Here is a 25,003-nt window from a genome sequence, read left to right on the forward strand (position 1 = left end):
ATGCCAGATTGCAGCGGTAAACTGCCGATCGAGAGATTGTCTGTGATATTCGAGGGTTCGATGGGGAGAAAATCCGATGGGATTCGGGGATTAGGGCAGACAGGGAAAGGATTTGACGAGTTTCGATCCCTTGAAATATAGAATTCAAATGCAGCACAACATAAGTCTAGAGTTGGCTTCGATCGCCCTTTTTGTCACTCTGCCATCGCCCTGAATTGTCCCGTGGGCCGATCGCCTCTGTTGGCTTTCCCAGGGCAAAGCCGAATAGTGAAGAAAAGTTAACAAAATTTAAGTTTTGCTAAAACAAGCCCGGGGGAATAGGGAAAAAAGCAAAAATTATGTCCGATGCAGGATGTCGGCAGAATGTGGTGTTGGTAAAATCCAACAGATTGGCAGGGCGATCGGCACAACCTCAGCTTTTGAACGAAATATCACCATTTAAAGACAAAACTCAGCCGCTGGGTCTTGGGTAAAAGCCGGAGAAATTGCTAATTTTTAGTTGTAAGGTGGATAAGTGCTATCAGCGGTAGGTCTACAAACGGTGCGAGAGAGCCGCCAGACGCAGTGAAGTTGACAGCTTCCTGCTCTCTCGGCATCGAACCGGGGCCCAATACGAGTCTCAAGTTCAGCAGTTTTTGATTCAGAACTCAAAACTAAAAACTCTTTTACTGCCATCAGCCACATTCATCGGCTGTAACTTGTTCGGCCGCAGTCCCCTAATTGCCCCATGCTCGATCGTAATTTATGTCTTCAAATTCTCCATCTTCTTGGCACACCGTACCAATTGATAAAACCCTCCAGCAGCTAAGCAGTAACAAAGACGGGGGCTTGAGCAGCCAACAGGTGTCCGAACGCTTGCAGCAATACGGCCCCAATGAACTCGAAGAAACAGGAGGCCGCAGTGCTTGGTCGATTTTTGTCGATCAGTTCACCAACATCATGTTGTTGATGCTGATAGGTGTGGCGGTGGTTTCTGCATTCTTAGATATCAGGTCAAATACTTTTCCGAAAGATGCGATCGCCATTTTTGCGATCGTCATACTCAACGGCATTCTCGGCTATTTCCAAGAGCAAAGTGCCGAAAAAGCCCTCGCAGCCCTCAAAAACCTCTCTTCCCCCCTAGTCCGAGTCCTGCGGGACGGCAAAACTTCGGAAATCGCAGCCAAGGAACTCGTACCCGGAGACGTGATGCTGTTGGAGGCTGGGGTAAAAATAGCAGCAGACGGGCGCTTGATCGAAGCTTCCAACCTGCAAGTCAGAGAATCTGCTTTGACGGGAGAAGCGATCGCAGCTACCAAACAAGCCGATCTCGAACTTCCCGAAGATGCTTCGTTGGGCGATCGACTCAACCTGATTTTTCAGGGGACAGAAGTTGTTCAGGGACGGGCCAAGGCGATCGTCACCAACACCGGAATGCAAACGGAATTGGGCAAAATTGCCGCCATGCTTCAGTCAGTAGAAACCGAACCAACTCCCCTACAACAGCGGATGGGACAGTTGGGAAATGTTCTAGTCTCCGGCGCCCTAGGCTTAGTGGCAATTGTCGTCATCGGTGGGATGATTACCTTCAACAACGGCAGCATTGGGTTCGATACCAGCAGATTTGAAGAATTGTTAGAAGTTTCTCTCAGCATGGCTGTGGCTGTCGTTCCCGAAGGACTTGCGGCCGTCGTCACAGTTACTTTGGCGCTGGGAACTAGGCGGATGGTGAAGCGAAACGCTCTAATTCGCAAACTGCCGGCTGTAGAAACTTTGGGTTCGGTAACAACCATTTGTTCCGACAAAACAGGTACTCTGACTCAAAATAAAATGGTAGTGCAGCTACTATCTACAGGCGACTGCACTATCAGTGTTGCAGGCGACGGCTATGCCCCGATCGGAGATTTTACCGATCGGCATACCTCGACCCAAATTAATAATTTAGAAGAATATCCAGAACTCGAATCTTTATTAATTGCTTGTGCAGTTTGCAACGACGCAGTATTGCAGCACGAACAGCAAGAATGGAAGATTTTGGGCGATCCTACGGAAGGAGCTCTGCTATCTTTAGCGGGAAAAGCAGGCATTTATAGGGAAAAACAGTCTCAATTGCTGCCGCGCACGGCGGAGTTTCCTTTTTCTTCCGAACGCAAGCGGATGAGCGTAATTTGCGAAGTACCCGGACATTCGGGACATTCGGGCTTTCCCGCACCAAACGGACAGCAGCAGAATTATTTGATGCTGACGAAAGGTTCTCCCGAGTTGACTTTGGAGCGCTGTCAAGGAATTATAGTCGGCGATCGAGTACAACCTTTAAACCAGGAAATGCGCGATCGCATCCTCGCCGAAAACAATAACATGGCAAGCGGGGGTTTGCGAGTCCTCGGGTTTGCATACAAAATCTGGGAAAACGTGCCGCCCGAAGGTTCCGAGGAAATCAGCGAACAAGAGATGATTTGGCTGGGACTCGTCAGTATGCTTGACGCGCCGCGCCCGGAAGTACGGGAAGCCGTGGTGAAGTGCCGCGATGCAGGGATTCGGGTGGTGATGATTACAGGAGATCACCAGTTGACGGCACAGGCGATCGCCTACGATTTAGGTATTGCGACAGAGGGCGATCGAGTTCTCACCGGTCAAGAATTAGAAAAGCTCAGTCAAGAACAACTAAAACAACAAGTCGAACACGTCAGCGTTTACGCCCGCGTCTCCCCCGAACACAAATTGCGTATCGTCCAAGCTTTGCAAAGTTTAGGCAAATTTGTCGCCATGACAGGCGACGGAGTTAACGACGCGCCCGCCTTGAAACAAGCCGATATCGGCATTGCAATGGGGATTACCGGCACCGATGTCAGTAAAGAAGCTAGCGATATGGTACTCCTCGACGACAACTTCGCAACTATTGTCGCCGCCGCCGAAGAAGGACGAGTCGTTTATACCAACATTCGCCGCTTTATTAAGTACATTTTGGGCAGCAACATCGGCGAAGTTTTGACAATTGCCGCTGCACCTTTATTGGGTTTGGGAGGAGTACCGCTGACGCCCCTCCAAATTTTGTGGATGAACTTAGTAACAGATGGCGTTCCGGCTTTGGCCTTAGCCGTGGAACCAGCCGAACCAAACGTGATGAGAAAACCTCCTTTCAGTCCGCGCGAAAGTATTTTTGCCCGGGGTTTGGGTTCTTACATGATTCGGATCGGGATTATCTTTGCAATTTTGACGATCGCGATGATGTCCTGGGCTTACGGATATACTCACACTCCCGGACACGGCGATCCAGATGCTTGGAAAACCATGGTATTTACTACTCTGTGTTTAGCGCAAATGGGTCATGCGATCGCAATTCGATCTAACACTCAGCTAACGATCGAGTTAAATCCCTTCACTAATGTTTTTGTGTGGGGAGCTGTGATTGTGACTACTGCTTTGCAATTAATGTTGATTTACGTTCCACCGCTGAGAGCATTTTTCGGAACTCACTATTTAACGCCTTTTGAATTGATGATTTGCTTCGGATTCAGCGCCCTAATGTTTGTCTGGATTGAAATGGAAAAACTGTTCGTGCGCTTATACAAAGCTCGCAAATAGTGTTAACGGCTGACGGATAATGAGCGCTGTTTCATTATTCGTTAGGTCGCTGACACTTGGCAAGATTTTCAACACCATCAAGTCATAGCAAGCACAACGATCCGCAAAAAATGGAATTCCACCGATTTGCCCTTGAATTAGGTAAGGTGCCCAATGCACACCCTACGATGACTGTATTACCAATAACTAATAACGAATAACAACTAACCAATAACAATATTATGTATTTGAAAACACTGCACCTACGGCAGTTTCGCAACTACTTCGATCAAAAGGTAGCCTTTGACGCTCCCAAAACCATATTAGTAGGAAATAACGCCCAAGGAAAATCTAACCTGTTAGAAGCGGTAGAGTTACTTTCGACATTAAAAAGCCACAGAGTATCGCGCGATCGCGACTTAATCCTCGACTCAAAGCCGATCGCCCAAATAGATGCTACACTCGAACGTCAAACCGGAGCGATCGACTTATCTTTAACACTGCGCTCCGGGGCGCGCCGCAGCCTGAAGCTCAACGGCGAACCGCTGCGCCGCCATTTAGACTTCTTGAGCGTCATCAATGTAGTACAATTTTCCTGTTTGGATTTAGACTTAGTACGCGGCGGGCCCGAAGGAAGGCGCAACTGGATCGATCGGCTAGTCATCCAACTAGAGCCGATTTACGCTCACATTTTGCACCAGTACAACCAAATTTTGCGCCAGCGAAACGCTCTGTTAAAACGTTCTAGAGAAACCAGAAAAACAGAATTTTCCCAAAGTTTGGACAAAATGCGATTTATCGGATCTGAAACTCCCGAAGACCAAAATATCGCAGAATCCCCAATGCCCAATGCCCCATTCCCAATGCCCAATGCCCAATCCCCCATTCCCAGTTCAGAATTAGCCTTGTGGGACGCACAGTTGGCGACAGCCGGGGCTCGGGTAATCCGCAGGCGCGATCGTATTTTGGAACGATTGATGCCTTTAGCGCGCAATTGGCACGGTTCAATTAGCGGTTCCACAGAAGTTTTAGATGTCAAATACGATGCTAATATTGAAGTAAGCTCGGAATTAATCGGTAAAGACAATCTCGAAGGAGTGCGGCAAGCATTTTTAGAGAAAATTCAAAAAAGGGCGATCGCAGAACAATTTCAAGGAACCACCTTAGTCGGCCCGCACCGCGACGACATTACATTTACAATTAACAACACCCCAGCGCGTCAGTACGCCTCCCAAGGTCAGCAGCGAACTCTCGTACTAGCATTAAAATTAGCCGAATTGCAGCTTATTGAAGAAGTCGTGGGAGAAGCACCTTTACTATTGCTCGACGACGTACTTGCAGAACTCGATCTGAGCCGCCAAAATCAACTTTTAGAAACAATTCAAGAACGATTTCAAACTCTGATTACTACCACTCACCTAGGCGCTTTTGACAGTCAGTGGCTGCGCCAGACTCAAATTCTATCCGTCGTTTCCGGACAAATCAATCAATTTTAGATTTGAGAGTTGAGATTGATAAATCATATTATGTCTGCTCACTTATCCCTAATAAAAATAGTTTGTAGTGAGGACTTTAGTCCTAGTAGTGGATGCGGACTAAAGCCCGAACGATCAAACCAATTTGATTGTGGTCGTTCGAGCGGATATGATATCAATCTATGTGAGATTGACAAATTTTACTTTTCATGGTATCCATGCAAAAATCTTGAAAAGTTGACATAATTAGGTCAATTCGAGATAGGATAAAGGTTAATTTTGATTGCCGCTTTCGCCTCCATTTTTCTAAGCCTTATGAAGCATTACATTTCCCGTCTGTTAGCTCTGGTATTAGTTGTTGTCATCGGCGTAGCAGGCTGTACCAATGTTCCTGCCACTCTGAGCGGAGACTACAGCAAAGATACATTAGCATTAGTCACCAGCTTGAGAACAGCGCTTACTTTGCCAGAAGGCACGCCGGAAAAAGCAGCCGCTCAAGCCACTGCTCGCACAAGTATCAATGATTTTTTCGCAGCATACCGCCGCGATCCCGCTCTTACAAAGCTGGCATCTTTCACCACAATGCGGACGGCATTAAACTCTTTGGCTGGACATTACAGTTCCTATCCAAACCGTCCCGTTCCTGAAAAGTTGAAAAAACGTCTTGAGTCGGAATTTCAGCAAGTAGAATCTGCTCTCAATAGAGGAGCTTAATCTCAAACATTAGGGATAAAAGATAATTTGAATAATTCATCTTTTATCCTTAATATTTGATAATCAACAATTTTTAGTAGAAATATCAACTGCTTTTAGCGCCGGCTGTACCCAGGCGCTTTTTTTGCAGGATTTTGCTGTAGGGTTAGCCGCCATTGACATTTGCATTGTGCGATCGACTTGTGCCATAACTAGGTCAGTCCATTTTAGATTTGAGATTGACTGACTCCACAGATTAGTCTGGGAAATTTAACTTTGATCTAAGATTAGGGTTCTCCACAACTCGATTGGGGGGCTTGCACCTGTTGTTGGACGGGGTAAACCTAAAAAAAAGTAGAAAATTTGTAGCTGTGCGTCTGCGCGATCGCCAAAAATGCGATCGCCACCCAATTTCAACTAAAAAACCAGATTCAATTATCCCATGAAAATTGCACCAACTCGCATCGCCAACTTTCAATCCCAGCGACGCTGTTTAAGTGCGGTAACTGCTGTTTTAACCAGTAGCTTCATCAGCCAGCTTGTTTTGCCATTTATCGAAAATCAACCAGCTTTTGCCGAAACATCAGCCTATTGTCAATTATCCAAAGAGCAAGTCAATCAAAAAGAAGACTTGCGCCGCGCCGCCCTGTCAGGAAAACCGGAATCCCAGCAAGCATATTTTGCCGTCTTGAGCAAACACGCACGGGAAATCGCAGAATGCCGCCAAAAAACTTGGCCCGAAACCCAAGCAGTTTGGTTGCGTTTATATCCCTGCGATGTCAGGCCCGGAGAGATCGATCGCGTATTAGACAAAGTTGTCAACAAAGGCTACAATCAAGTCTACGTCGAAGTGTTTTACGACGGTCAAGTGCTCCTCCCAGCCGCAGATAATCCAACTGCTTGGCCTTCGGTTTTGCGAAATCGCGGCTACGAAAAGTATGATTTGTTGGAAAAGGCGATCGCCAAAGGCAAACAGCGAGGATTAAAAGTATACGCCTGGTTATTTACCATGAACTTTGGCTATACCTATGCTCAGCGTTCCGACAGACAGCAAACCCTCGCCCTCAACGGCAAAAATCAGACAAGTTTAACAGTAATTCAAGACGCAGGTTTAGACGACCAAACCGGAGAAAGTCACGCCACCCACGCCTTTGTCGATCCCTACAATCCGCAAGCAAAGCAAGACTATAGTTTGTTAGTAAATCAAATAGTCAAGCGCAGGCCGCAAGGAATGTTATTCGACTACATTCGTTATGTGCGGGGCGTCGGGCCTGCCTCAGTTGCTACCAAAGTTCAAGACTTGTGGATTTACGGTTCAGCATCACAGCAAATGCTTTTACAGCGGGCTAACAATCAGCAAGGACGAGATTTAATTCAGCGATATTTGACTAAAGGATTTATCAATACTAATGACGTTCAAGCAGTAGTCAAACAGTATCCAACCGAGCAAGAACCTCTTTGGCAGGGGCGAATTCCGCGAGCGATACCAGTAGCAACTCCAGCTTCTAGAAGAGGGAATAGCACATCAAAAGCAGCTTCAATAACTCCCGCTACCAAATCGCAAAACCCTGCAACTCCCACACCAAAACCGACACCAACACGGCCGCTTCCCGATACCGGCATTCTGCAAAAAGACCTCTGGCAACTGAGCGTTGCTCACGCAGTCCAAGGAATTTTAGATTTTTTTGGGATGGCGACTCAACCAGCTCAAAGAATGGGGATTCCTGTAGGAGCGGTGTTTTTTCCTAATGGAAATGAAAAGATAAATCAAGGGGGATTTGATTCGAGATTGCAGCCTTGGGACAGGTTTCCGGCTGGGGTGGAATTCCACGCGATGTCTTACGGCAATTGTGGGAATGTAAGCTGCATTGTGCCGCAGGTGCAGCGGACGTTGAGTTTAGCGCCTCCGGGAGCAAAAATCATTCCTGCTATTGCCGGAGATTGGGGAAAATCTCTGAAAAATCGTCCGTCTTTGGAGATTCAAATGCGGGCAATTCGTGCTGCAACGCCGCAAATTAATGCGGTGAGCCATTTTTCTTTTGGGTGGCAAGAACCGGAGGATGAAAGGGCGCGGCAAACTTGTCGGTTTTAGGAAATAATATCAAATGGGGGTTGATTATCGGCTTGATTGCTCGGCGGTTGAAACCGCGACTCTACAAACGAAGTCTGCCTCCGCAGACTAAGAGATTGAGGGATATTTAAGCAGGATTTGGGAATGTGGCTAACTGTTGGACAAACTCTTGATGTGCATCACTGTTTAATCCGGTTTGGAGGGTTGCGAGCGCACTTGGCATATCCCCGTCTAAAAGTGCTGAAACGGCCAGCCACAGCCCCGGAAAAACTCGGCTGCGGATAATTCCTGCTGCATCGGGGACAAGAGAAATATATTCTTCTTCCTGCAAGGAAAACCAATCGATCCGGCGATCCGTTACTTGCCAAACCAGATATTCTTTCACCTTGCTGCGGCGGTAAACTCGCTTTTTGTCCCGTAGGTCGATCGTAGCGGTACTTGCAGAAATTTCAGCAACAAATTCGGGTGCACCTTCGATATAGCCGTCATCGCTAAGGCAAGTTTGGCCGCCGCGTTGAGCATCAATTAGCAGTACAGCATCGGGTTGGGGTTCGTTATCTACATCGAGGCGCACAGTGGGATTATCGCCCAGACGCACGCCTGGAGTAGCAATTTTGTAAGTCCACAGCCAGCCCATTAAATCGGCATGGGGTTCGGCGTGGGGTTCAAAGCGTAAGGGTGAAGCCATATAAACAATTCCTTCAATCAATTCTGCTTTTTTGAGTGCTGGCATGGCTGTGTAGCGCCGCTCGAATTCGGCACGGGTAAGCAAATCGCCATTTTCCAAAGGGGGGATCGTAATGCGGCTGAGATTTGCCGGAGCAATCATGGCTTTTCTCCTATTATGATGTGTCGGTATCTTAGATTTTAACTAATTTTAGGTAAAGCTGTAAGCGATAATTAGAGCGTCGATCGCAAATAGTACAGTCAATGAATACCAGATTTACTAAGAAATTGTGGTTTAAAATCGCTATAATTATCAGTTTTATCTCTGTAATTTTGCTATTTCCCGATCGCCTAAAAACTGCGAATTCAAATTCGTTAGCCCAAATCCCCCCTTTTGGCAATCCCCCGCCAAACCTCCTCAAACCGCCCAAACCCCAAATACTTCCTTCTCCCGCCGCAACTCCGTCTCCGAAACCTGTCGTAGAACCTTTAGTATTCGCACCACCGGCGCAATTTCGCGGACAAATTGTTTACCAAGCAAGTATCAGCGACTCAAAAGTTATTGCCCTGACTTTTGATGATGGCCCAACTGCGGAAACTTTGAAAATATTAAAAATATTGCAGAAACATAATGCGGTTGCTACATTTTTCTGCTTGGGTGCAAATTTGCGAGAGTATCCCGAAATTGCCAAACAAGTAGTAAAGGCCGGAAATGCGATCGGCAATCATACTTGGCATCACTTTTATCACAATGTCACGGAAAAAATAGCATCGGATGAAATAGATAATACTGGCGTTCATATTTATCGATCGACTGGCGCGAAGAGTTTGTTGTTTCGTCCTCCCGGTGGGCGCTTAAATAACGGTTTTGCGGATTACGCCAAAAAGAAAAATTATGTGGTGGTGATGTGGTCGATCGATCCTAAGGACTTTTCGCAACCTCCGGCGGCTGCTATAGCCCGTACTGTGCTGTCTCAAGCGACATCAGGGGCGATCGTATTGTTGCATGACGGTGGTGGCGATCGCCAGCAAACAGTCGAGGCCGTATCTGCAATTATTCCCAAACTCAAACAGCAGGGATACCGTTTTGTCACCGTACCGCAATTACTGGAAATGCAAGCAGCCCAAAAACAGGAAAAGGGCGATCGCAAATCCCAATAAACACACCTTGTATCTCATCTGCGTACCCTTCGGGAAGGCTTCGCCTACATCCGCGTTAATCTGCCTTTATCTGCGGTTCAAAATCCCGATCGTGCTAAACTTATGAATAACCATAAAAACTTTTATCAATCATCATGCAAAAACTACAAGCAAGAGATATCAACCTCCGCTATTTAATCGACAACTTCGGTTTACAGCGAGTGCGGAATCAAGAGTTTTTCCGAGAATGGCAAGAAAACTTGCCCGAAGTAACAGACTCGGAGAAACAATTGCTCGATCGCGTTCAAGACATATACTTTAACTTAGTAGACACCCCGCCTGTGTTGGAGAATGCAGTCAAGCTAACAATCATCAGCCCGATTTTGTTTATTGCCGGTCTCTTTGAGTCTCCTTTTCAAGTCAAAGCCGAAAAGTCGATCGCCATTCAAGAAGAAGACGAAGGCAGAATCATCGAAGGTAGAATAGATATCTTAATTATGAAAGCAAACCTATGGGTGACAGTAATTGAATCCAAACAACTTGCTTTCTCAACAGACGAAGCACTTTCCCAACTCCTGACATATATGCTGGCAGATCCGAATCCAGAAACTCCTACTTTTGGGATGATTTCCACAGGTGCTAACTTCTCTTTTGTCAAGTTAGTCAGAGGCGAAACTTTGCAGTATGCCCGATCGCCTGAATTTGTTGTTTCCAATCCCGGCAATGAATTGTACCGCGTTTTGCAGATTTTAAAACGCCTGAGTCAATTGCCAGACTAGCGAGAAAAGCCATTTTGAGCTATCTTTCAAAGCAGACAATCATCTAATATCTCAAATTTCAAACTGGTGCGAGCATGGTAAATTACTGGATAGTCGGCGCTGTAGCAATAGCTTCTGTCTTTTGGGCAGAAATCATCCGAGACTTTTATCACGTCGCGTCTCATTATGTGCCGCCACTGCAAAAGCTGCACAATTGGCATCACCGGGTTTTTCGCCCGAATTTGACGCCCGTCAGCGAGACAATTTACAAGCAAGCGCACTGGCGTCACGATGTGCCCGAAGCTGCGGCGATGATGGTTTTGGGCTTGTTGCTGTGGGTTTTAGCTTATTTTGCGTTGCCGCAATATCACTGGGGCGCAGCAGCGGGTTGTATTTATACTTTAAGCTTTTTGTTGAGTGCGATCGCCCGCGCGATCGGAATCAAAGGCGCAGACGAGTTAACCGACATCACCCACCAACCGGGAAACTTCCAAACTATCCCCGGTAAATGGTTTGTGAATAAACCTTACCACTGGAAGCATCATTTCGACAATCAAAATGCTTACTATTGCGGTACTTTCACCTTAATAGATAAACTTATGGGTACAGCACTTTCTCTCAAAGGCAAAACTGTCGCCGTCACCGGCGCATCAGGAACATTGGGGCGTTTGCTTCTGAAACACCTGCACAAAGCTGGTGCAAAAGTTATCGCCCTCTCCTCTGGAAATGAGGAAATTACTGTGAATGTAGACGGCGAGATTTTGCCTGTAAAAACCGTAACTTGGCAGGCTGGCGAAGAGGCTGATTTAGCTAAATTGTTAGAAAAAATTGATATTCTCGTCATCAATCACGGGATTAATTTACAGAAAGAAAGAACCGGAGAGGCGATCGCAAATTCCTACGAAATTAACACTTTTTCGGCATGGCGGCTGATGGAACTGTTTTTCTTAACAGTTCGCACTAATGAAAATATAGCTTGCAAAGAAGTTTGGATCAACACTTCCGAAGCCGAAGTGATTCCCGCTGTCAGTCCCCTGTACGAACTCAGCAAGCGTGCCCTGGGAGATTTAGTCACTCTGCGACGGCTGGATGCGCCCTGTATCGTCCGCAAACTGATTTTAGGGCCGTTCAAAAGCAACTTAAACCCGATCGGCATTATGTCTCCTGACTGGGTAGCGCAGCAAATTGTCAAACAAGCTAAAGCCGATGTCCGTAACATCATCGTGACGATTAATCCTTTGACTTTGATCGTTTTCCCAGTTAAAGAATTCTTTGTTTCTTCGTATTTCCAACTCTTCAGCCGCAAGACAGTTGCAGAGATTAAAGCAGCGGCGACAGCGGAAAAATCCAATGTTGAAGCTAAGATTAATTGACAAAGCATAAACGCAGAAAACCGGGCGGTTGGAAACCGCGGCTACACAGACACTCACGCCCCTCCGCGGGTTGAAGACAGGCCGTTAAATTTACGTTATTATCTTCAGTCCGCGGAGGCGGACATCGTTTGTATAGACGCGGTTTCAACCGCCGAGTTTCAACCGCCGAGTTTCAACTACTCCGATCTAATTACTAACCTCAGCCATTTCAATCACGCGCCCATCATAATCCTTAACCAAAAAATTAAGCGGCTTTTCCCGGCGAATTTTATAACTAATCCCGCGAGTTTGTACTCTCATTAATAGCTGATCCAAACAATCGCGATCGAAACAAACATGACGTTCGCGATTTTTTTCGCCTGCGCCAGCCCCGCTAATAATGTGCAGTTGAGTATTTTTCATCAACTGATACCACAAACCCTCGGGACTCCCCATCGTTTGAGAGCTCGTTCCCCTCCCGACATTGGGCGACAAATACAGGGGGTCGATACCCGTTGTCCCCAAGGTTTGTTCGTAATTGTAGTAGTAATGCAGTGGCACTTCTGCTACAGGAAGGCTTAGCATACCTTCATAGAACTCCCTCGCCTGTGCGAGATCCGATACCATCACCGTGTGTACCTTCGGAGCACTGGTGAGAAACATCCACATCGCCCCCGCATAGGCGGCTAGCAGCATCACCATGATCCCTTGAGTGGAAAACAAGCCGTCTAGGGGTAAGTCGGGCAAAAAAGAGCTCAGGTACAAGGGCTGAAGTCCAAAAGCAATAAAACTAACTGCTAGAGTCATGAATTATAAGAAAGGGTAAACAACGAAATTTATCAAGATTGCGGTCGCGATCGCCCGCGAGACTTAAACTATTAGCTTAGGCATCTAATATAGCAAAAACTAGCGATTAGGCCCTACCCGATGAAAGTCTTTGTCTACGGCACTCTCAAACCGGGGGAGTGCAACTATCTGCGCTACTGCGAGGGAAAGGTTGTGGATGCTTTGCCCGCGATCGCCCGCGGCCAACTTTTTGCACTGCCGATCGGCTATCCTGCGATGGTGGCCGGAGAGGGCACTGTCTATGGTTTTCTGCTGTGTTTCGCAAATTCCGCTATTTTGGACGATTTAGACAGACTGGAAGACTATCACCCGCAGCGGGAACCGACGGAAAACGAATATCAGCGGCAGGAAATCGAAATTTGCGATCGACACCTCAAACCCTTAGGCACAGCTTGGACATACTTCATGTTGCGCGATCGCGTTCGTGCCCTAGGAGGCATCTGGCTGCCCGATGGGACGTGGGAAAATCGGTTTTTGACAAAATAAGATCGGACGGCGGTTTTCTTCAACTTCAACCCGCTTGCAGTGGGTTTTGTTTGTATCGACGCGGTTGAAACCGCCGGGTTTTCTTCAACTTCAACCCGCTTGGAATGGGTTTTGTTTGTATCGACGCGGTTTCAACCGCCCAGTTTTCCGATCGCGAATTGCGATCGAACCTGTAACCATAATCCCGAACACATCGCTCGATCGCTTCTAACGACCAGCTTGAGTGCTATGTTGAGGTAGTACAGGCTGGAAATATTTAACGATCGACAGATAATTGCGGCGCTCAGAATTGTATGTATATAGCCTTTCTCAGAAAGATGAGGTATGCCAAGATATGCTGGAACTCCTACAGTGTAAAGCTTTTCATTTCAAGACACGATCGTCCTTATCAAAACAGTATTGATTTATTGGTCAATACCAATGAGGATTACCAAGCTCGAATGCTGCGCGGGGGTTCGTGGTTTCTCAGTCCGTGGCTCTGCCGCTCTGCTTTTCGCTACTACGATGCGCCGGACATCGACTTTAACGTCCTCGGTTTTCGGGTTGTGTATATAGCTGCGTGGACTTAAATAAAAATGTACCGCTAATTCGTAGTAGGATGTTGATGTAAATCATGGCAAAGAGAGGGCGAGTTTATGAGATTGTTTGTGGGTTTGATGGATGTCTGCGAACCCATCTCTGCAATTTAGTAATTGCGAATTTAATCAAATTTGTACCGACATATATTTATAAGACAATGTTTATTCACAGATACACTAATACGCTTGATTTAAGACTATTTTGGACATAAAAAGCTGTGAAAAATAAATACTGCGACTGCTTCGTCCCTCGGACTAAAAATGTCAACTCAACTGTATCGAGCTAGAATTATTCAAACAATGCTGAAGCAGTCTCCCCATTTGCATTAGCAGTCATGACAAAAAACTTTTTTCATGGTAAATTTAGGACTTAGGAATAGACCAAAGAAACCGCGTTTTTTCCTTAATATGCAGGTTAAAAGGCATCTTTTCGTAAAAAACCCGGTTTGTGGTCACCCGTGCGTACAGTCATGTTAGCGAAGGGTAAATCCCAGCTCGTTCCAGGTAAACGGACTTGTTTCTGCCAATTCTCCTTGCAGTTTTGCTTCCAAGTCAAAGGGCTTCCCACAATCCCAAATTTTGATTTCTAGGCGTTCTGGAAATACTGTTATTTCCAACTCGATTGGAGTTGCTAATGGCAGGTCTTTATGAGCATGGCGAACAGCATTTGTAAATCCTTCGATTGTTGCAAGTTTCCATTGGTGAAAAACTGCTTCTGGAATCTGTAGATGCTCTAATTGATCGACCCAAGATAAAACTTTAGCAACCGCCTTGATATCAGAATTACTTGTAAGGCTGATTTTTTGAAGTGGCTGGTTTGAACTGACCTCGGATTCGGTATCTCGTTGTTTTTGAAACCATTTATTTAAAACATCGATCGGTCGCTTAACACCACTAGCTTGAGTGCTGTCTTGGGGCTGATAATGTTTCATCAGGAACAAACAGTTTCGACTGTCATAAGTACGGGTATAGCTTAGCTGATCGGCTATTTTGCCAAGGACTTTTATGCCTATCCCACCCGACGGAATGTCATCCATGTTATCTCTCATTTGGTTGCTATCCTTTGTCATTATTTAATGGGTAATTTTTTAGTTAAAAAAGGAGTGGCTTTCTTTGACTGGAGTGCGAACATCTCGATCCCTGGAAATATAGAGCCAATTTGGCATATACAGGCTTAGCTGTGGGGGACGATCGCACTCAAGCACAAAAAACGAACGGTTTTTACGAAATAGGGATGCTCCCGTTGTAGTCCTTATCATTGTCTCTTGGTTGCTCGCGTCTTGACAAACTCAGTTGGCGATCGCTAAACCGATCGAAAACTGACATTGACAAATAAATAAGTAAATTATACAGTGACGACCCTCAAAGCCTCGACGACCCTCAAAGCCTCTGAGGAGGGACGAGAAAGGATTAAGCAAGCTAGAAGTGAGAGGGGATGCACTATAGAAGAGCCCTGATGGCTGGTAGAAGCGAGTCAAGAGTTAGAGCGCGATCGCCCTTGGACAGAGGTCGGGCCCTATGCCGATGGCCTCTGGCTCCCTACTTAGGGGCGTTGGCGATCGAGTTTAATTGCGATCGATCGCCCTCCCGTTCACCTTTACACTTGAGACCCAGTAGAAATGATATAATAGCCAAAAGTTTTTATAACAGTTCGCGATCGAATTAAGACCTAAGAAACCGGGTTTTTTACCTAATCTATAGCCTAAAATGCGTCTTTTCGTAAAAAAACACGGTTTCTGACCACCCGTGCGTCCAGGACTATAGAAGTAAAGATCGTGCACATTACTCTAAAACCGGATCGTAATCAATTCATTGAAGCGCAAGTCAAAAGCGGTAAATATTCTTCGGTGGATGAGGTAATTGCGGCGGCGCTGGAACTACTGTAGAAGCGAACACCCACAGAGCGATTGTTATCAAGAATGGGTTGAGGAAACTCGTCCAAAAGATAAGACGGCGGTTGAAACCTGTTGACCTCAAATTCGTATGTGGCGAAGCGCCCCTGGAATACGAATTCGAGGTAAAACTACACAAACGAATTCCACGCCAAGCGGAATGAAGAAAAAAACGCGGTTGAAACCGCCGGGTATTCAACCCGCGGAGGCGGGTTTTATTTGTATAGAAGCGGTTTCAACCGCCCGGTCTTCTTAAAAAATATTCCGTTATCGATCAAAACAGAAATTTTACTGCGCCTTGGGCGATGACTTGTGAGGGCTTACTACAGCTTTCGGAATATCCATCACGGGTGCATTCACCCCAAGCATCAAATCGTTGGGATTAACAATCTCTACTACAGGCTCGTTTAAAGCGACAATCAAACCGTCAGATTCAGGAAGAACGGGGGATGTAGCAAACTGGGGAGCAAACAATTGACGAGTGCCAGCGACACCAGCCACTGCTGCAATCAACAAAGCTGCGATCGCACCTCCACCCAAAACCCAAGTCCGTTTCGTCTGGCGTTTCTCGCGCTGCACAATCTTTGCCGCCAAATCCTGTGCAGATTGTTCCGCAGCAGGTACGGGCATTGACCCAAAAGCCTGTTGCATCATCATTAGTCGGGAGTACAAACGCTTCGTCGTGGGGTCGTTTGTCAGCAATTCCTCAACTTCCCGGCGTTCTGCCGCCGTCACTTCGCCATCGATGTAGGCACTCAACAATTCAAAGCGATCCCGCATCATAGTAGTTACATTCCCTTGGGGATAACTGTTGTTACCTTGACTTTGGGCGAGCGAATCCCCAATACCTTGATCATTCTGATTTTTATCCGATTCAAATTTAGAATTCATATTTCACACCACTTGTAAAATTAGCGGAAGCATCTGTTCGCTATTAGAATGATTTACTGCTTATTTATATTGTAAAATAGAAGCTTTGATGTCACAGCAAACTTCACCAAATCTTCTTAACCCGCCTCGGAAATCACCCTTGCTAATGACCGTCGAGATATTTTTGCAATTGTAACTGCAACCTTTGGCGAGCTCTAGCAATTCTTGACTTGACCGTTCCGAGAGAAACTCCGGTCATTTCCGCTATTTCTTCATAGGCTAAACCTTCAATTTCTCTCAACACAATTGTCGTGCGGAATACTTCCGGCAAATCTGCGATCGCCACTCGCAACTGATCGTAAAATTCTCTGGTTGTCAAATCTTCATCCGGCCCCGGACTGTCGGCCGGAAGTTCCCAATCAATCTCCCCATCTTCCAGAGCACGGGGTACGTCTAACGACAGCGGAGTTCGCACCCGCTTGCGCTTACGCAACTCATCGTAAAACAAATTAGTGGCGATGCGACTCAGCCAGCCCCGAAATTTAACTGGCTCTTGCAAGCGGTTAATATTGCGATAAACTCGAATCCAGACTTCCTGAGCCAAGTCTGCTCGGTCTTGCCAGTCAGGGGCTAGGTGATACAGAACCCTGTCTACGTGGGACTGATACCGCTTCAAAAGTTCTGAAAAGGCAGTGCTCTCAGGTCGATTTCCTTCCTGACACCGCAACACTAAGTCATAATTAGAGAGTTTTTCGGATGGCAATTGCACTCTTTCAACGGTCGCCACAACCGCAGACCAGGACACGGAAATAAATTCGCTCATGTGTGGAATTGGCTCATCGAACATTCCACTGTGTTTGACGCTGCCCGATCGCGATTGGTTCCTGGACTCGGAAACTGCGATCGACTTCTGACTAATGACCGGTAACTTCGCACGCTCCAATACTAACCCAACTGCTAGAACCATCGGCCCAATGTTCCTTTTTCCAAATCGGTACATTGTGTTTGAGCGTATCTATGGCGTACTGGCAAGCTGCAAAAGCCTCCCCTCGGTGGGGACAGCCCACAGCCACCAGCACACTGATTTCCCCCACCTGCAAGTGTCCGACGCGGTGGTGAATGACGACCCGATTGACATCGACCCACTGGCGGCGCATTTCAGTAGCGATTTGCTGGAATACTCGCACGGCCATCGGTTCGTAGGCTTGATATTCTAACGAAACTACAGCTTGACCGTCAGTTTGGTTGCGGACTGTACCGCTCATCATTACCACGGCTCCGTTCGCTGGGTCATCTGCCAAAGTGTAGATTTCCTCTACAGACAAAGGAGCTAAGGTAATGGCAAAACTGTCTTTACTATTCCGTTGAGGAATTGTGCCGATCGAAAGTGCAGCGCTATAGTTCATTGCGAAAGAAATGGTGCGGGAGAACTCGATCGATCTTGACACAAATCAAGTCGCGAGCGATCGATCTTGCATCTTTGTCATGGATACATAAAAGTCAATCTTTAGCAAGATGTCTATGGCCCCGAACGGCTGTAACAGTGCGATCGGGTCAATATAACTCGCCCGAACCAAATTCACACGGTGCTGGAATATGAATAGGAGACTTGTGCGATCGAACAGTCGATCGGGCTGTAGCAACTCAATCAGTAACCACACCAAAATAAGCAGTATCATGCCCAACTCGCTGCAAGCCATCTCCAACTCTAAGCGATGACTGCATTCCCTTTTGAATGACACAGTTAAGTTAAATTTAACCCCGATTGCGATCGGCGCAGTCCAAATTTTCAGCAGAAAATGTAAACTTTATTTATTTTTTGCTCCACCAAGCTACTTAAATGACATGATATACCTGTGCAGAGTTGAGCCAAAGCAAGCCTATACTCGGCAAAAGCAAGACGGTAACAACCTCTTGCGCCTGTTTTGACCAAAGAACAAGACGCAAACTCCGGAATACCGACACCGGGAAAATTCCGTTGCGGTTTCAACCGCCTTGAATATTTCTTTACACACTAATCGAAATAGTTGTGTTAAAGTCACCAAAGCAAGTAGGAGAAACCATCTACGTGTTGAAACATCCTAGTACGGAGAAATCCCGGCAACTGACATATCCGACGCCAGAAGATTCGGAATAGTTAAAGGGCAAATAATGGCAGGTTGTAGAGCGTAGTATATCTGTTGGCTAGCGATTGGCTAGCGATGGTCTGAAAGCGTCAAAAAACTATACGCAATGTTTGGAGAAATCTCAACTGAGCGGGTAGGGGCGACTTGATAGCCACGAGTAAAAATCCAGATTCGGATTTGTCAAGAATCCCTTCGCCTTTAGGCATGGGGAGTATAAAATGAGTCTGCACGAAAAAACGTTAATCACAATCACGAGGAAACTATGGAAGCACTAGCATTGAGCCACTCTTTTGTTGCTTATGAATCTCCAGAGTCCGAGCTCCAACTGGAATTGAAAATTCCTAAATCTGCCGTGGTAGGCGTTGCAGGTCTGGCAGTAGCCCTGTCTATTCTGAGTGTGAGTGGCGAAGCACAGGCAGGTTGCCACTACAAGCGCTGCGGCGGCGGTCGCAGCCATCACAGCTACGCCGAAGTTGCCACCAATGGTGGCAGACTGAATATCCGCCACCGGGCCAGTCGCTGTTCTCATGTCATCGGCAAGTTACACAATGGAGACAATGTGAAATTGACCGGTCATTACAAGCACGGCTGGGCTAAACTTGCAGGTGGGGGCTGGGTTTCTACTGCGTGGCTTGACTAATTCTTAACTAGAGTAATTTACATTTCTAGAAAGAGTTTGAATCGTTACCAAGCTGGTTTTGGTAACGATTATTTTTCATGAGGCGCTGGACGGTAACAAATAATCGAAGATCCGAAGTTATAGCCTTTCTCAAAAAGATGAGGTATGACTGACAGCTTATATAAGCCTTAAACGTATAGGGTTCTCTTGGCAACAACGTCCGCGAATCTTTCGCTAGATCCGCTATATATCGTTAACAACTGACAACGTGAACTACCACACACTCACCCTCGATCGGGTAGAGTGTGGGCTTCTCCCTTCAACAACCACAGCCGCCACAGTAGTAGACTTACGCCCATACTGTTTTGGTCTTACATAGCCTTCAGGAGCAATAACGCTGGTTCCCAACGTCAGTACGCGCAAGCCTTCATTTTTGATATTTATCGCCGCGTTGATATCTCTGTCATGTCGCTGTTTACAGTGCGGGCAATCAAATGCACGCACAGACAGATCCATTTTTGGCAATGGCTTCAAGGTATTCGAGCAAAGATGAGTTGAGGCAAAAAATCGACCTATTTCTAGATAAATCTTGCCCACCATTTCGGCTTTGTACTTAAGCATAGTGCAGAACATTCCCCAGCCAGCATCGGATATTGCCTTGGCTAGGCAATGATTTTTTACCATGTTTCTCACTGCCAGATTTTCTACTACTATGACTTGGTTTTCGTCTACTATCCTGCGCGATAGTTTGTGTAGAAAATCCTCGCGGACTCTTTTGATTTTAGAATGAACCTTAGCTACCGCCAGCTTTGCTTTGCGACTTTTGTTAGTCGTCTTATCCTTTTTACGAGCTAGTTTTTTCTGCTTACGAGCTAGGTTCTTTTCATGTTTTTGGGTTGCTTTAGGATGTTGATATTTAGAGCCGTTAGATGTCACCGCAAAATCAGTTAGACCTAGATCTATCCCAATTATATTCCCATCACTACTGGATTCTGGCGATTCAGTCCCATCATCTAATAGCATCGAAGCAAAATATCTGCCGTCAGGATTTTTGGATAAAGTCACAGTTTTAACTTTGCCTTCAATATCCCGATGAACTATGGCTTTAACCACACCCAATTTACCAGGGAACTTAATCTCACGATCGCTCAAGATTTTAACGTTTTGAGGGTATTGAATAGATTGTTTTCCTTGGCGTTTCTTGAATGTTGGGTACAGGGATCGACCATCAAAAAAGTTGCCAAAAGCCACGCCCAGATTCAAAACTGACTGTTGAAGGCATTGTGAGTAACACTCAGACAACCACTCAAATTCAGCTTTCCACACAGGTATGGACTTCTTCATTGTCATAGCTGTAACGCCCTTACCAGTCTCTTGATAGGTCGCTGTCATCGTAGCCAAAGACTGATTCCAGACCCAACGAACACAACCAAAAGCTTGAGCCAGGTGTACTTGCTGGGCAACGGTAGGATAGATTCGGACTTTGACAGCTTTTAACACGAAACTTAGATTACTTCTTTGATTGCTCTAAGAATATTGTAGCTGAAAACATTGGCAAGTGCAAGGGATTTGTTCGCATCATCATACACCCGCGCATCTCCCGCAGGCTACGACAAGAGCGTCTTGTGAGCAGGTGCAATCGTCCGCTTACACAGCTTTCATCCCACGCCAACCCTCGATCGGGTATGGACGCGGGGATTCCCGCCTGTCTAGCTAAACTTTACCGCCACCGATCAAATACAGTAAGGCCATCCGCACCGCTACGCCGCTGGTAACTTGCTGAGAAATCAGGCTAAATTGCGGATCGTCCATCAAATCCGAGCTAATTTCCACGCCGCGGTTGACCGGGCCTGGGTGCAACACCTTCACATCCGGCTTGCAGAGTTTCAGCCGATCGCGCGTAACTCCATACAAAGCATGATACTCTCGTAAACTCGGCAGCAAATGCTGGCTCATCCGTTCCTTTTGCAGCCGCAAAGTCATCACAAAATCAGCATCGACCAAAGCAGGTTCAAGCTGCCAGTGCAAAAATAACTTACCTTCCCTACCATTGCCACACTCAGCAAACAACAGCGGCAACAAAGTCGGCGGCCCGGCTAAATGAACCTCAGCCCCCGAAGCCGTTAAACTCCAAATATTAGACCTCGCTACCCGGGAATGCAAGATATCCCCCACCACAGCAATTTTTTTGCCCGCTAAAAGTTCCAGTCGCGGACGTTCGGCATCTAACAAAGAACAAATAGTAAATAAGTCTAGCAAACCTTGCGACGGGTGTTCGTGCTGGCCGTCTCCAGCATTGAGAACGCTGACTCTCGAACCCAAGCGATCCATTTCTGAAGCAATTGTACTGGGAACTCCAGCCTGTTCGTGCCGGATCACCATCAAATCCGTTCCCATCGCCAGATAAGTCTTAGCCGTATCCAGAATGGTTTCCCCCTTCGTCAGAGAAGAACTGCCTGGGGTAAAATTCAGCGTATCCGCCGACAGCCGCTTCGCCGCCAACTCAAAACTGTTGCGAGTTCGGGTTGAAGGTTCAAAAAACAAATTCGCGACCACTTGACCCTGTAGGGCGGGCACTTTCTTGGTGCGGCGGCCGAGCACCTCCCGAAAACTGGCGGCAGTTTGCAGCACCGTGTCGTATTCGTCGGAGGTAAAATCAGCCAGAGTGAGAATGTGTCGCCTTTTCCAAGTCATACAATTTTAGATTTGAGATTTGAGATTTGAGATTTGAGATTTAGGATGATGGGTTGGGAACTTACCAGAAAGAATTGGTTGAAAGCCCGCCCGCCTGCTCGGGAGAAATTAAAATCAGACTATTCATTACTCCAATCCTCGGACTTAAGGGTAGAGGTCGCTCTCCTTCGGTCAACTGTCAACTGTCAACTGTCAACTGTTGAATTGCACGCCTGTGTCGGGCGGTCTACAATGGTCGATCGACAGTCGCGGGGATGCCGATCAACAGTATCCAACAATTTTTGACCACCTTTGCCGTCAATAGAGTTATAATTAGTAGATGCCGGATCGGACTCCCCTCTCACAGCAAAGCCAGCGTTGAAGCTGAAACAAGTGCGGTGGAGTTTAGTTTACTCGCCCGAAAGCGGAAATTAAGCTGTAGTAGCGCTCAAGCAGTAATTGCAGTTTCTCGGAACCTCAGCCTTGTCAAAAACCATCCTCAGCAGCCATTGCATCTGCTATTATGTGGAAATAATCAAGGAGGCAGACCTCCTACTGCCGATCGACAGCATATAGCGGGACATCCCAAAGATTATTAATTCTTTGCAGTCGGTCTTGACTCTTCAGTCCTGCTTATAGCCCCTTGTCAAAATGAACTGTGTTAAGATACAAGTTGAATATGTAGCTTCCCGACAAAAATCTACACGTATCTTGGCGAGACTGTTCTTGGCGAAACTGCGGTAAAAAGTGTGCGCTGGGAAGTGTTAATTAAACAAGATTTAAACAATTCAAGAGGTATTATGAGCCAGAAGGTTATACAGCCGATGGTTAAGTTCCAGCGTCAGGTGCATTCTCTTGTCACGTCTGACATTATCAAGCCGACAGACAGCATTTGGAAAATAGCTCTACTTTATGGAGATGAATGGCCTTACTGGAAACAGCAACTCCTAGAGTTTGATTTTTCTATGCAAGACCCCGTGAGCGAGTTGATAGCTGTAGAAGGTTGGGACGAGGAATAACAGAGGAAACCTAGGACTTGGGTGCATATCACTTTTGAGGAGGGCGAAGCATGACCGAATATAAGTTATTAGTTAGAATCTCCTATTTTCTGCGGTCATGCTTCGCCCCTACGTATATATTCGCCAAAATGAGATGCACCCGAAATTAAAAGGCGATCGGCTAAATTTCATCAATAAATTTTCCGTTGCTAACTTCTTCCCTCTGCCTTGTTCCCTCTTCTCTCTTCCTTCTTCCTTCTTCAGAGTGACTTCTGACGAATGACAGCAGACTTTTTCCTTCTCACTAATGAGTGATGACAGTTGACGGTTGACAGTTGACAGTTGACAGTTGACAGTTGACAGTTGACAGCTTGCCCGAAGAGCGCAAAACAAGGGTTGACAGTTGACTGTTTACCAACTAATGACTAATGACTAATGACTAATGACTAATGACTAATGACTAATGACTAATGATATCAATTCTGGCTGCACCGGAATAATATAGAGTCCAAGGCAGTGCCGTTTCCCTACCCTAATTAATTGTAGGGAAACGGCACTGCCGTCTCCTGATTTCGGTAATATTAATAATTCCGATGCTACTGGATTTGATATGACTAATGACTAATGACTAATGACTAATGACTAATGACTAATGACTAATGACTGTTCCTTCTATTAAAGACAAGTGGCTAGAGCTCTAGCTAATTGTTGAGCAGTTTGAAAGCGATCCCCAGGTTTAGCTGCTGTGGTTCGTAGAATGACCTCCCGCAACTTCGGGCCGATCGTCGGAATATTATCGAGCTTAAATCCGTAACCTCTAGTAATTTTTCCGTAAAACTTTTGAGGGCTTTGGGCTGTCAGCAAAAAAATCAAAGTCGGCCCAATAGCATATAAATCTGACTGAGGGAGAGGCTGTCCCCGGTCTTGTTCTGGTGCGGTGTAGCCTTCCACGCCGATGCGAGTACCCGGAGGAGTGCCGATTTCTTTAACGGCGCCAAAATCCAGCACTGTAATGCGATTGTCCCGGTGGCGCACTAGCAAATTAGCAGGTTTAATATCCCGGTGGACGATCGGGGGTTTTTGAGAGTGAATGTAGTCCAAAATTTCACAGGTTTGGATCATCCACTCGATCGCCTGTTGGGGAGCAACTGGCCCGCGATTGTAAATGCGTTTTTCTAAATCCTCGCCGTGGAGCATTTCCATCACCAAATATTTTTTGCCACCTTCGACAAAAAAGTCAAAAAACTGAGGAATACCAGGATGGTGCAGCGCTTTGAGAGTTTTAGCTTCACGTTCAAACAGTTCTTGAGCTTTGACTATTTGAGCCATGTCAGCATTCATTTCCTTGAGAACTACCAGAGAAGCTGCGGGAGAACTTCCCGGTTGTTGAGCTTTGGCTTTCTGTCGATCCCAGGCTAAAGTTGTTGTTCCCATACCGCCTTGGCCCAAAGTTCGCAGCACTTGGTAGTGGCGGATTGTGCGATCGACTTTAATCGGTTCCCCACAGTGGATGCAGAATAAATTACCGGGCGGATTTCCCGCGTGGGTACACCGCGGCGTCCCAGGATTGAGAGTAGGGATCGCCTCAATTTTGCCGCCGACTTGAATAGTCAGAACTTGGAAATGCAGAATTGGGCCGTCCCGCGCCAATTGGATCAGGGCACCGTCGGATATCCAACCCTGAGACATGAGAGTACCGTTAACAAAAGTGCCATTTGTCCCGGAATTGACTAAGTACCACTGGCGGTTAGCACCGCTTTTAACTCTTTGCAATTCCACGTGATCCCGTGATACCAAAGCATTGGGAATCACAACATGATTTTCAGGCGATCGGCCGATGCGGACAATGGACTCGTTCTCGAAACTCCACTGTTGCAGAGGGGTATTTTTTTCTGGATCTAAAAGAGTCAGCAGCATTTTAGATTGATGTGATTAATCTGCTAATAACTAGCAAGAGTTGCCCCGCTTCTGGGTAGGCATTTTTTTTGCCCGCGCCAACTGTCATAGCTGGCTATTGAACCAGGAAGTAATAACTAGAGATCGATCTGTTGCATCCTTCCCGAAATAGGTATTATTACAAGAATTTTAGCCCTTAGCTTCATCAAACCTTTATTAAAGCACATTTTTTATTAAAGATTGCATAAAGATGCTATTGATATCTAATTTTAATAAAATATTTTGCGTAGTATTACTGATAAATAGATCGAGTTATTTGCC

At 46.3% G+C, this 25,003-nt stretch carries 25 protein-coding genes; 14 read left to right on the forward strand and 11 right to left on the reverse strand.

Annotation, left to right across the window (positions count from 1 at the left end; translation table 11 throughout):
- Positions 1 to 144 precede the first annotated feature (144 nt).
- Entirely contained in the window at positions 145 to 285 is a 141-nt protein-coding gene (locus JGK11_RS05230; RefSeq protein ID WP_293184152.1) for a hypothetical protein, read from the reverse strand.
- 53 nt (positions 286 to 338) lie between these two features.
- On the opposite strand from JGK11_RS05230, the gene JGK11_RS05235 reads away from it, so the two are divergent.
- From JGK11_RS05235 to JGK11_RS05255, 5 genes are all read left to right on the forward strand, one after another.
- Positions 339 to 473: a hypothetical protein gene (locus JGK11_RS05235; protein ID WP_293184154.1), complete on the forward strand. Its 135-nt coding sequence runs from the start codon at positions 339 to 341 to the stop codon at positions 471 to 473.
- Between the two features lie 271 nt (positions 474 to 744).
- Positions 745 to 3,564 carry a cation-transporting P-type ATPase gene (locus tag JGK11_RS05240; RefSeq protein ID WP_293184156.1) on the forward strand — a complete coding sequence of 940 codons (2,820 nt, stop codon included), beginning with the start codon at positions 745 to 747 and terminating at the stop codon, positions 3,562 to 3,564.
- 221 nt (positions 3,565 to 3,785) lie between these two features.
- Positions 3,786 to 5,039, forward strand: a complete 1,254-nt coding sequence (locus JGK11_RS05245; protein ID WP_293184158.1) for a DNA replication/repair protein RecF — start codon at positions 3,786 to 3,788, stop codon at positions 5,037 to 5,039.
- Between the two features lie 294 nt (positions 5,040 to 5,333).
- Positions 5,334 to 5,732: a photosystem II protein Psb27 gene (gene psb27 / locus JGK11_RS05250; protein WP_293184160.1), complete on the forward strand. Its 399-nt coding sequence runs from the start codon at positions 5,334 to 5,336 to the stop codon at positions 5,730 to 5,732.
- A gap of 421 nt (positions 5,733 to 6,153) precedes the next feature.
- Complete coding sequence (locus JGK11_RS05255) at positions 6,154 to 7,803, forward strand: family 10 glycosylhydrolase (RefSeq protein ID WP_293184162.1); 1,650 nt, start codon at positions 6,154 to 6,156, stop codon at positions 7,801 to 7,803.
- Between the two features lie 106 nt (positions 7,804 to 7,909).
- On the opposite strand, the gene JGK11_RS05260 is transcribed toward JGK11_RS05255, so the two are convergent.
- Complete coding sequence (locus JGK11_RS05260; RefSeq protein WP_293184164.1) at positions 7,910 to 8,611, reverse strand: Uma2 family endonuclease; 702 nt, start codon at positions 8,609 to 8,611, stop codon at positions 7,910 to 7,912.
- 101 nt (positions 8,612 to 8,712) lie between these two features.
- On the opposite strand from JGK11_RS05260, the gene JGK11_RS05265 reads away from it, so the two are divergent.
- From JGK11_RS05265 to JGK11_RS05275, 3 genes are all read left to right on the forward strand, one after another.
- Positions 8,713 to 9,609, forward strand: coding sequence for a polysaccharide deacetylase family protein (locus JGK11_RS05265; protein WP_293184166.1), 897 nt, complete (start codon positions 8,713 to 8,715; stop codon positions 9,607 to 9,609).
- Positions 9,610 to 9,743: 134 nt separating this feature from the next.
- Complete coding sequence (locus tag JGK11_RS05270) at positions 9,744 to 10,367, forward strand: restriction endonuclease subunit R (RefSeq protein ID WP_293184168.1); 624 nt, start codon at positions 9,744 to 9,746, stop codon at positions 10,365 to 10,367.
- Between the two features lie 74 nt (positions 10,368 to 10,441).
- Positions 10,442 to 11,719 (forward strand): bifunctional sterol desaturase/short chain dehydrogenase, encoded by a 1,278-nt coding sequence (locus tag JGK11_RS05275; RefSeq protein WP_293189835.1) that lies wholly within the window; start codon positions 10,442 to 10,444, stop codon positions 11,717 to 11,719.
- A 186-nt stretch (positions 11,720 to 11,905) separates the two neighbouring features.
- On the opposite strand, the gene JGK11_RS05280 is transcribed toward JGK11_RS05275, so the two are convergent.
- Positions 11,906 to 12,505: a glyoxalase-like domain protein gene (locus tag JGK11_RS05280; RefSeq protein WP_293184172.1), complete on the reverse strand. Its 600-nt coding sequence runs from the start codon at positions 12,503 to 12,505 to the stop codon at positions 11,906 to 11,908.
- 120 nt (positions 12,506 to 12,625) lie between these two features.
- Here JGK11_RS05280 and JGK11_RS05285 point away from each other — a divergent pair, with 120 nt between their 5' ends.
- Both JGK11_RS05285 and JGK11_RS05290 read left to right on the forward strand, forming a co-directional pair.
- Entirely contained in the window at positions 12,626 to 13,030 is a 405-nt protein-coding gene (locus tag JGK11_RS05285) for a gamma-glutamylcyclotransferase (RefSeq protein ID WP_293210858.1), read from the forward strand.
- A 293-nt stretch (positions 13,031 to 13,323) separates the two neighbouring features.
- Positions 13,324 to 13,599 carry an SUMF1/EgtB/PvdO family nonheme iron enzyme gene (locus JGK11_RS05290; protein ID WP_293187195.1) on the forward strand — a complete coding sequence of 92 codons (276 nt, stop codon included), beginning with the start codon at positions 13,324 to 13,326 and terminating at the stop codon, positions 13,597 to 13,599.
- Between the two features lie 482 nt (positions 13,600 to 14,081).
- Here the strand turns inward: JGK11_RS05290 and JGK11_RS05295 are convergent, their stop codons facing one another.
- Positions 14,082 to 14,645, reverse strand: coding sequence for an ATP-binding protein (locus tag JGK11_RS05295; RefSeq protein ID WP_293189833.1), 564 nt, complete (start codon positions 14,643 to 14,645; stop codon positions 14,082 to 14,084).
- A gap of 738 nt (positions 14,646 to 15,383) precedes the next feature.
- Between JGK11_RS05295 and JGK11_RS05300 the strand changes: the two genes are divergently transcribed.
- Positions 15,384 to 15,494: a type II toxin-antitoxin system ParD family antitoxin gene (locus tag JGK11_RS05300; protein WP_293181962.1), complete on the forward strand. Its 111-nt coding sequence runs from the start codon at positions 15,384 to 15,386 to the stop codon at positions 15,492 to 15,494.
- 294 nt (positions 15,495 to 15,788) lie between these two features.
- Here JGK11_RS05300 and JGK11_RS05305 read toward each other — a convergent pair whose 3' ends face one another.
- The 4 genes from JGK11_RS05305 to JGK11_RS05320 form a co-directional block, all read right to left on the reverse strand.
- Positions 15,789 to 16,391, reverse strand: a complete 603-nt coding sequence (locus JGK11_RS05305; protein WP_293181964.1) for a zf-HC2 domain-containing protein — start codon at positions 16,389 to 16,391, stop codon at positions 15,789 to 15,791.
- A 142-nt stretch (positions 16,392 to 16,533) separates the two neighbouring features.
- A complete protein-coding gene (locus JGK11_RS05310; protein WP_293181966.1) occupies positions 16,534 to 17,193 on the reverse strand; it encodes a sigma-70 family RNA polymerase sigma factor in 660 nt (219 codons plus the stop codon).
- A gap of 91 nt (positions 17,194 to 17,284) precedes the next feature.
- Positions 17,285 to 17,776: a molybdenum cofactor biosynthesis protein MoaE gene (locus JGK11_RS05315; RefSeq protein ID WP_293181968.1), complete on the reverse strand. Its 492-nt coding sequence runs from the start codon at positions 17,774 to 17,776 to the stop codon at positions 17,285 to 17,287.
- Positions 17,777 to 17,821: 45 nt separating this feature from the next.
- Positions 17,822 to 18,049, reverse strand: a complete 228-nt coding sequence (locus JGK11_RS05320; protein WP_293189830.1) for a hypothetical protein — start codon at positions 18,047 to 18,049, stop codon at positions 17,822 to 17,824.
- 709 nt (positions 18,050 to 18,758) lie between these two features.
- On the opposite strand from JGK11_RS05320, the gene JGK11_RS05325 reads away from it, so the two are divergent.
- Positions 18,759 to 19,136, forward strand: coding sequence for an SH3 domain-containing protein (locus JGK11_RS05325; RefSeq protein WP_293189828.1), 378 nt, complete (start codon positions 18,759 to 18,761; stop codon positions 19,134 to 19,136).
- Positions 19,137 to 19,388: 252 nt separating this feature from the next.
- On the opposite strand, the gene JGK11_RS05330 is transcribed toward JGK11_RS05325, so the two are convergent.
- Complete coding sequence (locus JGK11_RS05330; protein ID WP_293181974.1) at positions 19,389 to 20,615, reverse strand: RNA-guided endonuclease TnpB family protein; 1,227 nt, start codon at positions 20,613 to 20,615, stop codon at positions 19,389 to 19,391.
- Positions 20,616 to 20,828: 213 nt separating this feature from the next.
- Positions 20,829 to 21,809, reverse strand: a complete 981-nt coding sequence (locus JGK11_RS05335; RefSeq protein WP_293181976.1) for an aspartate carbamoyltransferase catalytic subunit — start codon at positions 21,807 to 21,809, stop codon at positions 20,829 to 20,831.
- 254 nt (positions 21,810 to 22,063) lie between these two features.
- Here JGK11_RS05335 and JGK11_RS05340 point away from each other — a divergent pair, with 254 nt between their 5' ends.
- Together JGK11_RS05340 and JGK11_RS05345 are read left to right on the forward strand one after the other, a co-directional pair.
- The gene (locus JGK11_RS05340) at positions 22,064 to 22,387 is read left to right on the forward strand and encodes a hypothetical protein (RefSeq protein ID WP_293189827.1); all 324 of its coding nucleotides are present in this window, start codon (positions 22,064 to 22,066) and stop codon (positions 22,385 to 22,387) included.
- A gap of 201 nt (positions 22,388 to 22,588) precedes the next feature.
- On the forward strand, positions 22,589 to 22,807 hold the full coding sequence (locus JGK11_RS05345; protein ID WP_293181980.1) for a DUF4327 family protein: 219 nt from the start codon (positions 22,589 to 22,591) through the stop codon (positions 22,805 to 22,807).
- Positions 22,808 to 23,461: 654 nt separating this feature from the next.
- On the opposite strand, the gene JGK11_RS05350 is transcribed toward JGK11_RS05345, so the two are convergent.
- Positions 23,462 to 24,703: a protein kinase gene (locus JGK11_RS05350; RefSeq protein ID WP_293181982.1), complete on the reverse strand. Its 1,242-nt coding sequence runs from the start codon at positions 24,701 to 24,703 to the stop codon at positions 23,462 to 23,464.
- Between the last annotated feature and the right edge of the window lie 300 nt (positions 24,704 to 25,003).

The organism is Microcoleus sp. PH2017_34_RAT_O_A (genome assembly GCF_020737885.1).
In the GTDB taxonomy this organism is placed as follows: domain Bacteria; phylum Cyanobacteriota; class Cyanobacteriia; order Cyanobacteriales; family Microcoleaceae; genus Microcoleus.